The sequence below is a fragment of the Streptomyces sp. NPDC007896 genome (genome assembly GCF_042959425.1).
GTDB lineage: Bacteria > Actinomycetota > Actinomycetes > Streptomycetales > Streptomycetaceae > Streptomyces.
The window spans coordinates 540,646-555,095 of record NZ_JBIBKX010000003.1 but is presented as its reverse complement, the minus strand read 5'-3'; the positions used below and the strand labels follow the sequence as shown (position 1 = coordinate 555,095).

Annotated in this window: 17 protein-coding genes; 16 read left to right on the top strand and 1 reads right to left on the bottom strand. The window is 70.3% G+C overall.

The window, feature by feature from the left end; translation table 11 throughout:
* Window positions 1-121 precede the first annotated feature (121 nt).
* The 8 genes from ACFZDJ_RS13850 to ACFZDJ_RS13815 all read left to right on the top strand — a co-directional run bounded on the left by ACFZDJ_RS13850 (window position 122) and on the right by ACFZDJ_RS13815 (window position 4,972).
* Window positions 122-286, top strand: coding sequence for a hypothetical protein (locus ACFZDJ_RS13850; protein ID WP_391058817.1), 165 nt, complete (start codon window positions 122-124; stop codon window positions 284-286).
* Entirely contained in the window at window positions 276-935 is a 660-nt protein-coding gene (locus ACFZDJ_RS13845) for a hypothetical protein (protein WP_391058814.1), read from the top strand. The genes ACFZDJ_RS13850 and ACFZDJ_RS13845 overlap by 11 nt, the downstream gene beginning before the upstream one ends.
* A complete protein-coding gene (locus ACFZDJ_RS13840) occupies window positions 932-1,693 on the top strand; it encodes an HAD family hydrolase (protein WP_391058811.1) in 762 nt (253 codons plus the stop codon). Before ACFZDJ_RS13845 ends, ACFZDJ_RS13840 begins: the two co-directional genes overlap by 4 nt.
* 405 nt (window positions 1,694-2,098) lie before the next feature.
* Window positions 2,099-2,248 carry a hypothetical protein gene (locus ACFZDJ_RS13835; protein ID WP_391058808.1) on the top strand — a complete coding sequence of 50 codons (150 nt, stop codon included), beginning with the start codon at window positions 2,099-2,101 and terminating at the stop codon, window positions 2,246-2,248.
* A 41-nt stretch (window positions 2,249-2,289) separates the two neighbouring features.
* Window positions 2,290-3,054 (top strand): hypothetical protein, encoded by a 765-nt coding sequence (locus ACFZDJ_RS13830; RefSeq protein WP_391058805.1) that lies wholly within the window; start codon window positions 2,290-2,292, stop codon window positions 3,052-3,054.
* Window positions 3,055-3,073: 19 nt separating this feature from the next.
* On the top strand, window positions 3,074-3,616 hold the full coding sequence (locus ACFZDJ_RS13825) for a hypothetical protein (RefSeq protein WP_391058802.1): 543 nt from the start codon (window positions 3,074-3,076) through the stop codon (window positions 3,614-3,616).
* 178 nt (window positions 3,617-3,794) lie between these two features.
* The gene (locus ACFZDJ_RS13820; RefSeq protein WP_391058799.1) at window positions 3,795-4,340 is read left to right on the top strand and encodes a hypothetical protein; all 546 of its coding nucleotides are present in this window, start codon (window positions 3,795-3,797) and stop codon (window positions 4,338-4,340) included.
* A gap of 491 nt (window positions 4,341-4,831) precedes the next feature.
* Entirely contained in the window at window positions 4,832-4,972 is a 141-nt protein-coding gene (locus ACFZDJ_RS13815) for a hypothetical protein (protein ID WP_391058796.1), read from the top strand.
* Window positions 4,973-5,066: 94 nt separating this feature from the next.
* Here the strand turns inward: ACFZDJ_RS13815 and ACFZDJ_RS13810 are convergent, their stop codons facing one another.
* Window positions 5,067-5,603 (bottom strand): hypothetical protein, encoded by a 537-nt coding sequence (locus ACFZDJ_RS13810; RefSeq protein WP_391058794.1) that lies wholly within the window; start codon window positions 5,601-5,603, stop codon window positions 5,067-5,069.
* A 444-nt stretch (window positions 5,604-6,047) separates the two neighbouring features.
* Here ACFZDJ_RS13810 and ACFZDJ_RS13805 point away from each other — a divergent pair, with 444 nt between their 5' ends.
* The 8 genes from ACFZDJ_RS13805 to ACFZDJ_RS13770 all read left to right on the top strand — a co-directional run bounded on the left by ACFZDJ_RS13805 (window position 6,048) and on the right by ACFZDJ_RS13770 (window position 14,431).
* Window positions 6,048-6,569 carry a hypothetical protein gene (locus ACFZDJ_RS13805; RefSeq protein ID WP_391058792.1) on the top strand — a complete coding sequence of 174 codons (522 nt, stop codon included), beginning with the start codon at window positions 6,048-6,050 and terminating at the stop codon, window positions 6,567-6,569.
* A 74-nt stretch (window positions 6,570-6,643) separates the two neighbouring features.
* Window positions 6,644-7,381: a glycosyltransferase gene (locus tag ACFZDJ_RS13800; protein ID WP_391058790.1), complete on the top strand. Its 738-nt coding sequence runs from the start codon at window positions 6,644-6,646 to the stop codon at window positions 7,379-7,381.
* Between the two features lie 56 nt (window positions 7,382-7,437).
* Window positions 7,438-8,247 (top strand): DUF317 domain-containing protein, encoded by an 810-nt coding sequence (locus ACFZDJ_RS13795; protein WP_391058787.1) that lies wholly within the window; start codon window positions 7,438-7,440, stop codon window positions 8,245-8,247.
* A 471-nt stretch (window positions 8,248-8,718) separates the two neighbouring features.
* The gene (locus ACFZDJ_RS13790; protein ID WP_391058784.1) at window positions 8,719-9,063 is read left to right on the top strand and encodes a hypothetical protein; all 345 of its coding nucleotides are present in this window, start codon (window positions 8,719-8,721) and stop codon (window positions 9,061-9,063) included.
* A 1,415-nt stretch (window positions 9,064-10,478) separates the two neighbouring features.
* Window positions 10,479-10,700 (top strand): hypothetical protein, encoded by a 222-nt coding sequence (locus tag ACFZDJ_RS13785; protein ID WP_391059167.1) that lies wholly within the window; start codon window positions 10,479-10,481, stop codon window positions 10,698-10,700.
* A 194-nt stretch (window positions 10,701-10,894) separates the two neighbouring features.
* Window positions 10,895-12,040: an AAA family ATPase gene (locus ACFZDJ_RS13780; protein ID WP_391059164.1), complete on the top strand. Its 1,146-nt coding sequence runs from the start codon at window positions 10,895-10,897 to the stop codon at window positions 12,038-12,040.
* Entirely contained in the window at window positions 12,037-13,836 is a 1,800-nt protein-coding gene (locus ACFZDJ_RS13775; RefSeq protein ID WP_391058781.1) for a hypothetical protein, read from the top strand. The genes ACFZDJ_RS13780 and ACFZDJ_RS13775 overlap by 4 nt, the downstream gene beginning before the upstream one ends.
* 97 nt (window positions 13,837-13,933) lie before the next feature.
* On the top strand, window positions 13,934-14,431 hold the full coding sequence (locus tag ACFZDJ_RS13770) for a hypothetical protein (RefSeq protein WP_391058779.1): 498 nt from the start codon (window positions 13,934-13,936) through the stop codon (window positions 14,429-14,431).
* The last annotated feature ends 19 nt before the right edge of the window (window positions 14,432-14,450 follow it).

The following is a 14,450-nucleotide window of genomic DNA, read 5'->3' as shown; positions in this document are numbered from 1 at the left end:
TCCTCGGGCGGAATTCCGAGCCGGCATCACCACCTCAAGGAGTCCCCTGAACCGCCCCGCCCATTTCAGCGACACCGACTGGGCCCAGTACCAGCAGTGCCAGGCCGAGCACGATGACCTCATGGCGCAGGCCGCCGAACGCGAAGCCCAGATGGAGAACGATCTGATCTCCACCTACGACGAGTACGAATTCGACTTCACCCCGATTCCGGATCCTCGCCCCGTCCTGCGGACACCACCCCTGCACCGCACGCCCGCCTCCCGCAGGAGGAGCCGTGGGCGCTGACGACGACAGCGCGACGCCGCTCGCGCCGCTTCCCGACCATCGCCGTGCGGCCACCGCATGGTGGCAGGAGCTGTGGCGCCGGCACGCGCACATCACCACGCCGCTGCGGCAGCGTGGGCTGGAGTGCGACATCGAGTTCGGCCTGAGCGCGTATATGGTGCGCGCCTCGCTCCCCGACGGCAGCTACCTGATCATCTCTCCGCCGCAGGAGCCGCCGTCCAGCCGTCCGCCGGGAGACCCGGAGGGATGGTCCGTCACCCGCCAACACCCCGACACCAACGAGCAGTTCGAGCTGGTCTACGACTCGACCCCCTCGGCCGACCCCGGCGTTCCCTACCGGCCCGAAGTGCGCAACGGCGCCGACGTCCCGCCCATGATCGAGGCTATCGACGCGAGGTTCACCCAACTCGGCGTGCGCATCCGAGATCTCGACGACGTACACCCCCGGGTCACCGACCGCGGCCCCACCCAGGTAGGTGATGGCAGCCGCCGGGACCGCATCACGCACGGCACGGCGCACGACTGCCATGTCAGCGCCGCGGTCGACGGCATCAACCAGCACCGCAGCGGGGAACGCTTCACCGCCACGGTCCGGGCTCCGACACCGCCGACCGCCGGGCCGCCCTTGCACACACCGGTGAGCCGATGACCCACCCGACCACAGACCGCCTCCCGCAGACGTCTCCGTACGTCCATATCGTGTGGGACTGGAACGGCACCCTCAAGGACGACGTCGGCGACCTCCTCGACGCGGTCAACCACACCCTCGCGGGACTGCGGGCGGCGCCCATCGACCTGGCCACCTACCAGGCCAAGCACACGGTCCCCATCCGCGGCCTCTACGACCGGTTGCTGAACCGCCCGGTGACCGATGGTGAATGGGCCCAGGCTCAGGCCGACTTCGCGGTGTTCCTGCGCTCGCGGGCGCCCCGCCTGCGCCCGGGAGCCGAACAACTCCTGTACCAGGCAGTGGAGTTGGGCCACAGTCAGTCGCTTCTGTCGCTGTATCCGCACGACGTGCTCGTCGAGGAGACCGACCGGCTGGCCATCACCGGCCATTTCAGCCGCATCGACGGCCGTCGCGGGCGTGACGGGACCAAGGCGGGCGTCCTTGCCGACCACCTCGCCGCCCTGCCGGACGCTCTGCGATCGCGGCCGGTGCTCGTCATCGGGGACAGCGTGGACGACGCCCGTGCCGCGCATGCGGTCGGTGCCCGGGCCGTCCTGCACTCCGGCGGCCTCGACTCCGCCCACACCCTGCGCCGCGCCGGGCTGACTTTCACCCCCACCCTGGAAGCCGCCCTCGCCCTCGGTCTCCGCCAGTGCACGAGCCCGCCCCGGCTCCGGCACACGCCCCTGGCGGACCCGGCCCCGGCGCCGGGTCCCACATCGCGCCGCCGTACCTGACCTGGAGTTCCCCTGCAAGACCCCGATTTCGAGCTGTACGACAACGTCGGCCGCACCTCCGATCAGATCCGCGCCTACCACACCCGATCTGCCACCAGGGACGACCTGTACCGCTGGGCCGATCGCGACGCGGCAGACTTCCGCGCACACCACACGCTGCCCGCCGAGCCCTATCCCGCGCCGGACCTGAGCCATTTCCGCCGGGCTCTGGACGCGGCCGACACGCCGGCCGAGTTCAGTACCGCCCTCAACGCCGCGCTGGACGCGGTCGCCCCGTTCCTCAACGAGGTCATCGAGCACCTGGCCGCCACCGCCAAGTGGAAGGGCCAAAACCGCGGAGCCGAACCCGGGTCACCGCCCTGGCTGCTGCGCGACGCCGCCAGCCGCATCTCCTCCGCCCTCGCCATGGCGACCGAAGCGGACCTTGCGATCCTGCGCGCGTACTACGACCCGCTCCCGGACCGGGAAGCGCTCACGAAGCAGGTCCGCACCACTCCCAGCACGCCTCCCGCCCCGCCCGGACCACAGCCCGGACACGGCAGCCCAGGGCGCTGAACCTCCGAACCATCCACCACCCGCCGCCTCCGTCAGGAACCATGCCCACCCCTCACGACGAACTGTCCGCCTTCGCCACCGCCCTTGCCGCCCGACTGCCCGGCACCTGGACCAGCACTCCCCCGCAAGTCGACGACGCCAGCTGTTCCCTCATCGTCCGGGTGTGGGACGTCGGCCACATCAACTGGGCCGCGGGGTACGACAGCATGCTCCACGTCCTTCTCGACGGACCCGACCGTCAGCAACTGTGCGTCTTCAAACGGCCTGTTGGACGCGGCGGCGAGTTCCTCGTCACCCCGATGCACCCCACCGGTTTCAAGCCCCACCACGTCGAGTCAGTGGACGCGCCCAACGGAATCGTCGTCCCCGACAACCCGCTGCGTGCCGCCGCCGATGTCACCCGACGTGTCCTGCCCCGCTACGAGGCGGCCCTCGACGCGGTCCGCCACCACGCGCGCATCCAGCCCGAGCCACCGTACCGCCGGCCCGCGCCCGAGCCTGCCCAGACCCTCACGTTGATCTGGTATCCAGACGGCGTCGTGGGCGCTCCGGTCAAGTCGGTGCCCAAGGACGCGTATGACGTGCTCTACATCTGTAATTTCCAGTACCGGACGCACGAGGCGGCGTTCGCCCTGCCCGCCTCCTACAGCCGCGCCGAGCGGGCCAATTTCCTCCACGCTACGGTCCGGCTGCTCACGGCCCAGGGCATCGGCGTGAATTTCCGCCACGCCACCCCGGTCACCCCCGCCGTGGCCGCGCCCCACCTGCTCACGGCCACCGCCACCCCCGCCGCCCAGCGGCGGTAGCCGCTTGCGTCCGCGCGTCATGGAGTTGTTTCCCTCGGATCTCGACCAGCGGGTGCTGCTGCACAACGTGGCCGACCGGCTCACCACCGTGGCCGACCACCTCCCTCTCCCCCACCAGGTCGGCCCAGATCCAGCGCTGAGCGAGATCCTCGACGACGAGATCCGCAACCTGGCCCGCCTGCTCGGCTACCTGACCGGGCAACACGCCTTCCGCCACCGGGCCGCAGCCAATTACCCCGACACGGCTACGGCCTCCCGCCGCCGCGTCACCCTCGCGCTCGCCGAGGCCGCCGAGCCGACCGGTGCCGCGCTCGCCGCCCTCAGCTCCGCCGTTCACCACCTCGCGCGCCTCGCCAACCTCACCCGCCAGCGCCCCGGCCCCGCCCGCACCCGGGCCATCGCCACCGCCCACCAGTACCTCGTGGACCGCCTCGGTGAGAGCCGCACCCAACTCGCCCGCGCCGCACGGCACTTGCGGGCCACCGCCGACACCCGCACGACACCACCAGCAACCGCCCCGGTCCCGCCGACAGCATCACCCGCTCCATCCCGCACCCGCTGACCCGCACGCCCTTGAGCCATCGGCCCACCGCGGCGCACCAGCGGCAGCCGCACTCCCGCCACTCCCTGAACCGTCCCGCCTAGGAACTGCCCTTGCACATAAGCGAGTTCACCCGAGCGCTCGCCGACGGTCCGCGCTCGCCCCTGCCACGCACACCCCCGCGCCCGGGGCGGCGCCGGTGAGTGAAGCCGACGACGCCGTCGTCGTCCACACCCAGCTCACCAACTGGCAACGCCGCATCCAGCAGACCGCCGCCGGCCTGACCCCACCCCAGACCGGCAGCCCGCAGCCGGCCCTCGATCGCCTGCTCCATCAGCTCGTCTCCGTGTACAACGTCGCCTCCGGCCTCATAGGCGAGATACTCCGGTCGGCCGACAGCCCCCTCGCCACCACCGACACGGGACGTACCTACCTCGTCCAGCTGGCCACCGCGCTCGAACACACCAACCGGACAGCCGCACACCTGAGTACGGCCGTGACCGGTCTCGCCGAGATTCACCGGCTCTCGCCCCGCCCCGGCACCACCGCCCCGGCCGAGAGTTCGTTGAACGTCATGCTCGGCCACGCCGCCGCCCTGCGCAGCCTCCAGCGCGCGCTCACCGCCGTCACCGCACCCGTCGCCGACGCCCCGTCCCACACCAGGCCCGCACCGACGCCCGTGGTGGCCGAGCAGCACCGCCGGCCCGCCGACGGCGGAAGCCGGCCCGCACGCCGCCGCCCCTGAACCACCCATCGTCCTCACGAGCTTGGAGCACTGCTGGCCCCCCGCTCTGTCATCGCCCGTCCCACCACCACCGGCTACGCCGGGACGTACGTCCACGGGGACGGTTATCCCAGTTACCACCTGCCGCTGCTGCTCGCCGCCCACCAGCACCGGTTCGCCGGCGACACCGAGGCCCTGGCGGCCTACCTCATCGACGACGCGCCGGAAGGCTGGTCCTTCCTCGGCACCGACCTCCTCGACGGCACGCCCGCTGCCCTGCGCGAGCACCTCGACGCCGGCCGCGACGCGCCCGGCAAGCGCTACCCGGCCCGGCCGGCCGAGCCACCGCTGATCTTCGCGGAGCGGACGGTGTCGCGCCTGGACTGGGGATACGTCCTGCACCCGCAGGGTTGTTTACGCACAACTGCGGTGTCTCATAAGGCTCATTGGAGTTACGGGTCGAACGAACTTGGTGGTGTTGTGCGCTGCGTCCGGTCCGTATGGTCGGGCGCATGGAACTGGCGTTCTACTCCAGTGACGGCTGGGGGCCCTGCGGATTGTCGGGGGCGCCGACGATTCCCGAGGGGATGGCGTTCCTTGTCGACGAGGACCTTCTGTTCGAGGACGGACGGGGTTGCGGGGGACAGCCGTGACCAAGAAGTGGTTGCGGGCGGGGTCGACGGAGAACTGTCCGGCACCGTCGCCCTGGGGGGACATACACACGGCTTCACCGAATCAGACACCCAGTCAGTTATCGGTTCCTAACGCCCGCCGTGCGGCGACCTGGAACGCCACCTCTAGGGGCTTCTTGGCCTCGAAGCCAGCCATGAATTGCCGGTCGTGCTCCGCGAGATTCCCAGTACCTTGCTGGATTGCGGCTCGAATCCAGGTTCCAGTTAACAGCTCCCACTGTCGTAGAGCTTCTCGCAGATCCTCAGCGGCCGCAGCCACCGTGTGGGGGCCGGCCATCGTGACCGCCGCCGACGCGGCACTGAACTGAGTCCAGGCGTCGTGCACGCTGCGACGGGCGCTCTCCCAATCCTCGACACCAGCTTCGCCTTGAAGTAGATCGGACGCCTTCCAGACAGCATTGGAAAGTTGCTTCGCGCAGGTGACAAAGCCTGTATAGGTCTCGCGGCGCAAATCCGCGAGCCAACGCCTCTCCTCTACGCGATGCTGAGCGTCGAGACTCCGGAGCTGCGTGCTGAGGGTGAGCAATCCGCCGCCTACACCGCCAACAGCACCGATCGCGGCACCAAGTATCGCCGCAACGCTAGCGTCCACTTGGCAGGCCCTTCTCGTTGGGTTCCCAAACGTTCTACCCGTCGCGCCACTGCCCAAGGCAGATGGTCAATATGGATCACCGCAACGCGATACGAACCGACGGCCCAGCCTGGCGAAAAAGCAACACGACCTGCGCGGGACACGGTCTCTGCCGACACAAGCAGGGCATCGAAGTGATCAGCGCACCCGGCATAGAACGCGGTCCCGTCGTCACGTGGAGCACCGACCCCCGCGTCCGGCTCCGCGATACCCCCGGCCTGTGGAAGCCCGTTCGGCCGATCCCCGCCAGCACACCGCCCCAGACCACCGCGCGGACCGCCGCACCTGCCCCCACCACGGCTTGGGCGGCGCGCGCCCGCTCGCACTGACCCGTCCCACCCCAAGGAGACTGATCTGTCCACCCGTGCGGTCGTCGCCCGCCCCACCGCCGACGGGTACGCCGGCATGTACGTCCACTTCGACGGCTATCCCGACAGCAAACTCCCGCTGCTCCTTGCCGCCTACCAGCACCGGTTCACCGGTGACCTGGAGGCGATGGCCCGGCACCTGATCGACGAGGTCCGCCACGGCTGGGAGGAGCTGGGCACGGACCTCCTCGACGGCGCCCCCGCCGCTCTGCGCCGCTCCCTGACCCGGGGCCAGGAGTGTCCCAGCCTCCAGCTCACCAACGTGTACAACACCGACGGCTCCCCGGCCGAGCGTGAACTGATCACGCAGGACGGCACCGACGACCTGGACTGGGCCTACATCCTGCACGAACGCGGCATCGAAGTGATCGCCCTGCGGGCGTACGACCGTGGCCCCGTCGTCGCCTGGGACACCGACCCGCGCGGCGTCATCGGTGCCGATCCGGGCGCCTGGCATCCGGATTCCCGGGCTCCGATCGTCCCGCCGCGCTTCATGCCCCACTTGTCCACCACCGTGCCCGTCACGGCGCCGACGCCCCATAGGGCTGCCCGCCGATAGCCCCGGCCGCTCCGCACCGATCCGCCGCCTGCCCGGAGAACCCTCTGTCACCGCGCCCCCGCCCGAAGATCACCGTGGTCATCGCCACCCAACTCCGCCCGGACCGCCTGGCATTCCTCGTGTCCATGCATGCCAGCCTGTGCCGGCAGAGTGTCCCGTGGGAGGCCGTCGTCGCCCTCGACGGCGCCGACCCCGCCCGGCTTCCTGCAGCCCTCGTCGCCGACCCCCGCGTCCGCGTCCTCTCCCTGCCGCGCGCGGTCGGAGCGGCCTGCGCCCGCAATCTGGCGCTCAACGAGGTGCGCACCGAGTTCGTCAACTGGGCCGATGACGATGACGAGTTCACCGACAACGCCATGGCGCTGCGACTGCGTGTCCTGGAGGAGACCAGGGTGGGCTGGTGCGCCGGATACAGCCAGGACCTGCACGACGACGGGTCCACGGCTCTGTGGCGGTGCCCGACGCCGCCGGGCCGGCACGAAGCCGGGGACGTGTGGGCGTACTGGAAGGACCCGGCCGACACCATCCCGCTGGGCCCCACCACCCTCCTGGCCCGGACCGACCTGGTGCGCGCGGCCCCCATGGGCGGGCTGGTGCAGGGCGAGGACTACTGCACCCTCGCGATCACCTGCCTCGCTCCGGGAATCCTGCTGCCCGTTCCGGTCTACCGGTACCGCAAGCACGTCGGGCAGATGACTGCACAGGACTCGTACGACCATCTGGAGGCGAAGGCGCGGGTCTTCGCCCACCGGTTCGGCGCCAGCCTGCGCGCAGCATCGCTATCCCTTTGCGATGCCGCCTCCGCCACCACGTAGTTGGGCACCCGCCTTCGTCGCGCCCCGCTCCCCCGTCCATCCCACCGAGAAGGCCCATGCCCAACGACCCCGCGCAGAAGATTCCCCGGGAGAAGGTCCTCATCTCTCCCCGCTATCTGGCCGCCAGTCTCCCTGGCGACCACCGCCTGCTCCTGGACGTCTTCGCCGAGGACTCCGCGTGGAGCGTGCACACCGACGACTCGTCGTTGATCGTCACCAGCCCGTGCCAGCGCATCACGATCCGCCATGACCGGACGGCCGTGGGCCACGGCCCCCACCTGGTGGTCGCGGCTCGAACCGACGCACAAGCGCCGGAGCGCTGGCGGACGAACATCAACGGCAATGTTCCGATCGAGTTCGTCTCCACCCTCGTCGGCACCCTGGCCGCTGAACTGGCCGCCGACCCGGATCACGTCGTCTACGGCATCGGCGCCGAGCCCGGCCTGTTCGAGCTGTACGTCGACATCGACTCCTGGAGCTACTTCGACGACTTCGGGCTCTCCGGATTCATCTCGCACGACGGGCACGCCGCCGTGGTCGGCCGCCCCCCGGACTCGCCCGCGCCGCCCATCCACGGAGACGCGTCCATCACCTGGCACCTGGCCGCCTCCCCGGACGGCCTCGGTCACCTGTGGGACATATCGTTCACAGAGAAGACGCCGGCCTTCCTCATGCACGCGGTCGTCGCCGAGACCCTGGACCCTCGGCCCACTCTGCGCTCCACAGCCTTCCCGTTCCCCAAGGCCGTCGTCCCCCTGGTGAGCATCGAACGCGTCCCGTCGCCGACCCGTCCCCCCTCGGCGCAGCCTTCGCACGCCGAACCACCGCGCAGCCCCGAGCCCAAGCGCACCCCGAAGTCCCGCTGAGCCCCGTCCACCCGATAAGGATCCGTCTCTGTCCGAACACTTCCTCTTCACTTCCCATCCCGAGCACGGTTACGTCGCCGAAGCCGACCCCCGGATCCCCGGCCACCTGGCCGACTGGCTCCTCACCCGCGAGCAGTTCGAGCCCATCCCCGGTGCCTCGGGCCGCTACCGTCTCACCCATCCGCACCACGACGGCCCGCGCCGCACCCGCCAGGCCGCGCAGGATCTGCGCCGCCTCGGCTACCAGGTGCACACCGCCGCCACCCTCACTCCCACCCGAACACCGGGCTCGCCCCAACCGAGCGTGAACAACGGCCTGTTGGAGGGCCGCGCCCGCATCGCGCAGGCCGCGGCCACCCGCTCCCCGCAGAGCCCCGCCACCCCGGCCACGTCCCTCCCCGAGGTCATGCCGCAGACCGCCGCCGTTGCCGTGGGCAGCCGAGCCCGGACAGCCGGAGGAGGGCGGGGCCGATGAGCGACGCAGCGATCCGCATCACCCGCGGCCCGGGCGGCAAGGTCGAAGTCGACGGTCCGGTCGACGCCTTCGCCGCGAGCGTCCTGGCCCGTGCCAGATTCGATATCTCTCCCATGCTGCGCGGCGTCTGGATCCGCCTGCCGTTCGACCTGGGCCGCCGGTGGGAGAACGAACACGCCACCTGGGCGGCCGAGATGCTCACCGCCGCCCGCTACACCGTCGACCTCGACCCCGGCCTGCGCAACTCGTCGCCGTCTGCTCCCGCCGCACCGGCGGCGCCACACCGCACGACGATGACAGCCCAGCCGGCGCCCATCGCTCCACGACGGTCCGTGCGCTGAACCCTCAGCGCACGGTATGCACCACCGCGCAGAGACCACCGTGGCGCATTGCCCCCGGCCTCGGATGCAACCGTTTTCAGCCGGTGAGGGACGGAACCCCTGCGGCCTGGGCAGAATTGAATGACCGTCACCCCAATGGGTGACCACCGTTCCACGGCCGAGCCAGGCTCCACACCCCGCCCCGGCCGCCCAGCCGCCAGCCAGACCTGCGGACATCCGAGACCTCGCCCTCGCCGCAGCACGCTCCGGCTCGGGCGACGCAGCATCACACGAAATGCCAGCACCAAAAAATTGTCCGTCACGCATTTGGGTGACCGGGGCGAAAAGTCCAGCTCGCCCCACAGCATTTGAAACCCTGCGAAGCTTAAATTTCGGGACACCCACACAATATTGCAGCAGCCATTTCGGTGATGCGGCAGAAAATGCCGAGCCATATTTTCGCTCTCGCGAAATCACTTCAGTGGTAGAGTCTTAAGCGTCATCCACAATGACGGCGGGGCCTGCCCGGACTCCAACCAGTACAGACCCCGCCAGGGTTGACGTGGATGCCACGTAGGGGTCCGCCGCACGCGGACTCCTACGTGGACACCCCTGGTTACAACAGCCAGGACTTGAACACTTGCGCCAAGCGCACAGCGATCAGCCCGAGTTGCGCCCAGAGGAGCACAACCCTCAAGCGTCGAATCCGGCGCACGCGGCGTCGGAGCCTCGACCTCTCGGCTGGCTCTTCGTTGTCCAGGGTCACGTCTATCACCCCCTTCCGATTCCGGCCCGGAAAAGGGCTTTTCCAGGGATCAACTTACCATCCCGAGGGGTGACCGACTCGCCGCCGGACACGCGTGCCCTAACCGCACCGCTGGCGATTGAGTAAATTAGTGAATGGGCCGCCCGCCGCCCCCAACGGCGAAATAGATACTAGCTTTAGACCGGAGCCGCAGGTCACCCTGGGTTTCCCCGTGAGCCTTAAGAGACAATCACCGATCCGGGCACCCCCGCATTCGTCTCCACACCCCGTCCACGACGTGGCGCAGGTCACAGTCCATGCGTTCTCGTGCCGTTCATCCGGGGAGGTCTGGCCGCCGCCCCTATCCCACCTGTGCCGGGCCTTGCGCCGTCCGCCACGTCCGACAGAGTCCGCGCACCGTCCCTGTTTCCCTCAACTACCTGGAGTTCTACGACCGTTGTTGGCACACCCGGCTATCGGAACGTGCGGAAGGGCGAGTCAGGTAGCTGCGGGGCGGTGAGGCCCGCCCTGGAGCATGTCGGCAGTCATTGCCCATCGTTCGTGGGTCCAGCCACGCACCGTTGATGTGCTGGAAGCTCCGGGCCCACCTCGCCTTCGCCCAACACCCCACCGCTTTCCCGCCACCACCGATAGGAGATCCGCCTTGCCCGAAGCACCAGCAGAGCCGTTCATGACGATCCGGCACACCATCACCGGCGAGATCACCACCACCGGCTACAACGCCGCCGCCCGGCGGATCCTGCTCCAGGCCGGCTTCGAAGAGACGCCAGGCTGCGCCTGCCGAGCGACGGAACCCGGTACGGAGCGGACGCACGGGCCTGCTCGCCAGCCGGCGAGCTGCTCGTCGCCGGCCATCCCGTGCACCTGGACCGAGCCCCCGGTCGGCCGGTGAGCGCCGACGGTACGCCCCGGTTGGCCCGGTCGCCGATGTCGGCACAGTCCGTGATCCGCTCCGAGAGCGGCCAGCCTCTCCAGCGCATCGCCAACCCCGCCCGCACCCGCACCTGTTGAAGGGGCCTCGCTTTGACCACACCCCAAACGCCTACCAGTCCAGCGCGCACCAAGGGCGGCGAACTACGGGCCAAGGTGGCCCGCCTGCTGGCCGACCGGCCGGCGGACACGCTCACCATCGGGGACATGGCCAGGCAGCTGGGCCACTCCCACGGCGCCGTCCGCAACGCCGCCCTCACCCTGGTGCGACGCGGCGAGGCCGACCAAAGTGGAACCAGACAGCCGGAGTTCCGCGCGAACGCGAAAACCGCCGCAGCCGCGCAGACCGCTGTGATCAGCCCACCGGGCACCCACTCTCCCCGCGCCGCCCAGGCGGCCACGGCCCGCACGACCATTCCCGCAGCAGCCACACCCAGGCAGACCGGCCCGATCCGCCGCGCAGGGGGCCAGCTCTACCACCCCCGGGAGCTGGCCGATCTGCCCGACGTCGAGGCGTTGAATCGCTTGCGCGACGCCGACGTGCCGGTGCTGCTCTACGGCCCTCCGGGCACCGGCAAGACGAGTCTGGTCGAGGCGGCGTTCGAGGACCTGCTCACCGTCGCCGGTGACGGCGACACCACGGTCGGCGACTTGATCGGCGAGTACACACAGGACGACGCGGGAGCCTACATCTTCCAGTACGGTCCGCTGGTCACCGCGATGACCGAGGGCCGCGCCCTGCTGATCGACGATGCCACCTTGATCTCACCGAAGGTCCTGGCAGCGCTGTATCCCGCGATGGACGGACGCAGGCAGATCCAGGTCAAGGCCCACAAGGGCGAGACCATCAAGGCCGAGCCGGGCTTCTACGTGGTGGCGGGCCACAATCCCGGCGTCCACGGCGCGGTGTTGACGGAGGCGCTCGCGAGCCGGTTCAGCGTACAGATCCAGATCGGCACGGACTATGACCTCGCCCTGGCGCTGAGGATCGATGCCCGGGTGGTCCGGGTCGCCCGACACCTCTCCCGCCAAGTCGAACTAGGCGAACTGGGCTGGGCCCCCCAACTACGAGAGCTGCTCAGCTACCAGAAGACCGAGGCCGTCCTCGGCACCAAAGCCGCGCTCGCGAACCTGGTCGGCATCGCCCCTCTGGAGGATCGCGACGCCGTCGCCGCTGCCGTCATCAAGGCTGCCGGCGTCAAGGAGGTCGCCCCCCTCACCCTCGGCAAGCAGCTCTCCGCCTCGGCCGTCCGGCAGCCCCCGGGCAGCACCGGCTCCGCACACCGGGGCCGCTCGCGATGAGCGCCCACCACCACGTCCAGTCCCCCGCCACCACGCCGGACGACGACGCCGACCTCGCGCGATGGGACGACGACGGCGCCCCGCCCGCGCAACCCCGTTCCTCCCCGCACTTGTGGCTGCGCGTGGGAGCCGAACTCGGCGATCGGCTGGTCGCCCTCTCCGGCCGCCCAGACCTCCTCGTCACCTGCCGCCCCGGCACGCGCAGCGGCGCACCGGCCGCGTTCTTCCCCACTCTGGGCGAGGTCGAGTTCGACGCCGACCTGTTCGCCCCGCTTAAGCCCCACGAAATCCATCCGCGGATCGTGGGCGACGAGGAGCGGTATCCCGCCGCCTGGGGAGTGTTCGTCCACGAGGCCGCGCACGCGGCCCACTCCATCTGGACGGCACCTGCCGGAGCGAACCCCCGTGTCGTCGAGGCCGCGCTCCTGCTGGAGGAGAGCCGCGTCGAAGGCGCACACCTGAACCGGCGGCCCACGGACCGCACGTACCTGCGCACCAGTGCCCGAACCCTGGTCATGCCCGACACCGCCCACCCCACCCTGAAGGGCATCGAGCACGCCGCCGCCGTGGCGGCCCTCGTCCTCGGCCGCCGTGACGTCGGCATCCTGGACGCCGGCGAGACCCGGGCCGTCGCCGATCTGTGCGAAAAGGTGCTGGGCGCAAACCTGCTGGCCACACTCACCCGCATCTGGACCGCAGCCCACCAGTGCGCCGACCACGACGCCACGACCATGCTCGCGCACGCGAAAGAATGGTGCGACGCTCTGGACACCGCAGCCCCCGCCCTGCCCATGCCGGAGAACCTCACCGACCTGCTGTCCGGCGCCGTGGGGGTCGTCATGGACAGCACGACAGCCACCGACGCCGCCGACCTCGCGGCACAGGCCGCAGCGACCAACGCCATGACCGCGCAGTCCAAAGCGCAGGCCAACGACCGCGCCCAGCAGGCCAGTCGGCGACGCCAGGCCGCCGCCACCGCGAGGTCCGTCTTCAACTCCGGCGGCGCCACCGTCACCCCCGACGGCACACCGGCGCCCTACAGCAACCCCGTCACCGGCACCCGCCGGCCTACCGCCGCTGAACAGAGCGCCGCCGCGCGCCTGAGCCGCGCGCTCCGGGTCGCGGCCTACCGCGAGCGGACCGAGGAGCGGACCACCAGCCCCACCCCGCCCGGCCGCCTCAACATGCGCGCGGCCCTCGCCCGCGACGCTCAGCGCGCAGCCGGGTCGGTCCCCACCGCGGAACCGTTCACCCACACCCGCCGCCGCAACTCCCCCACCCCACCCCTGCGTGTGGGGATCGCGGTCGACGTCTCCGGCTCCATGCGTGCCGCCTGCGCACCCGTCGCATCCGCTGCCTGGATCGTGGCACGCGCAGCAGCCCTGACCGACCCCGACTCCCTAACCGCCACCATCGCCTACGACACGCATCTGACCGCACTGACCCGACCCACCCACCGAGCACCAGAGCGCGTGACAACGTTCGGTGCCAACGGCAGCAGTCACAACCTCGCCAACGCCCTGGACGCACTCGACCACGGCCTCGAACTCAGCCGCCCCGGCGCCGGCCGCCTCCTCGTGATCGTCACCGACGCCATCTACACCCCCGACGAAACCGCTCAAGCCGTCACCCGCGTCAAGCAGCTCACGACCGCCGGCTGCGCCGTACTCCAGCTCACCCTCACCGCGAAGTCCCGCCACTTGCCGGGGACCACCTTGCTGCACCTGACCCAACCCTCCAGCGCTCCCGTCGCCATCGCCAAGGCGGCCACAGACGCCATCCGCAGGACACGCTGAGACGACGCAGAAGGCGGAAGCGTCCCCGCACCGCCTGAATCCACCGGCGCCCCACACCGTCACCCCGTCACCCCGTCACAAGGAGATTCCCCCGTACATGTCCGTCCGTAAGACCTGGACCGTCGTCCACCGCTGTGGACACGAAGTCCCGCATGATCTTTCCAACCGTCCCGCCGACCGGCGTGCCTCGTTCGCCCGCTGGCTGGAAGAACGCGACTGCTCTGCCTACTGGAAGGCCGCCCGTGACGAGGACGGCGCTGGCAAGGCGGAGTGGCTTGCCGCGAAGCGCGCCGAGGAGCAGCAGGCCGCCGCCGAGTGGGCCGAGCAGTTCGACATGCCGCCGCTCGAAGGACCCGAGAAGGCCCTCGCCTGGGCCGAACGCTCCCGCCACCAGCTCGTCACCGCCGCGTACAGCGCGCTGGTGACCGAGGGCAGCTGGGACGAGGGGGACTGGGCGGTCCTGGAGGACACGATCCGCACCCTCACCCGCGCCGGGTGGTGGCTCGATCAGCGTGCCGCCGAGGGCACTGACCTGCCCGAACTCCTCGACGCCGCCACCAGTGGCGACGTCGGAACCGAGAATCCGTTCCGCTAGACACGGGTTCTTATACCCG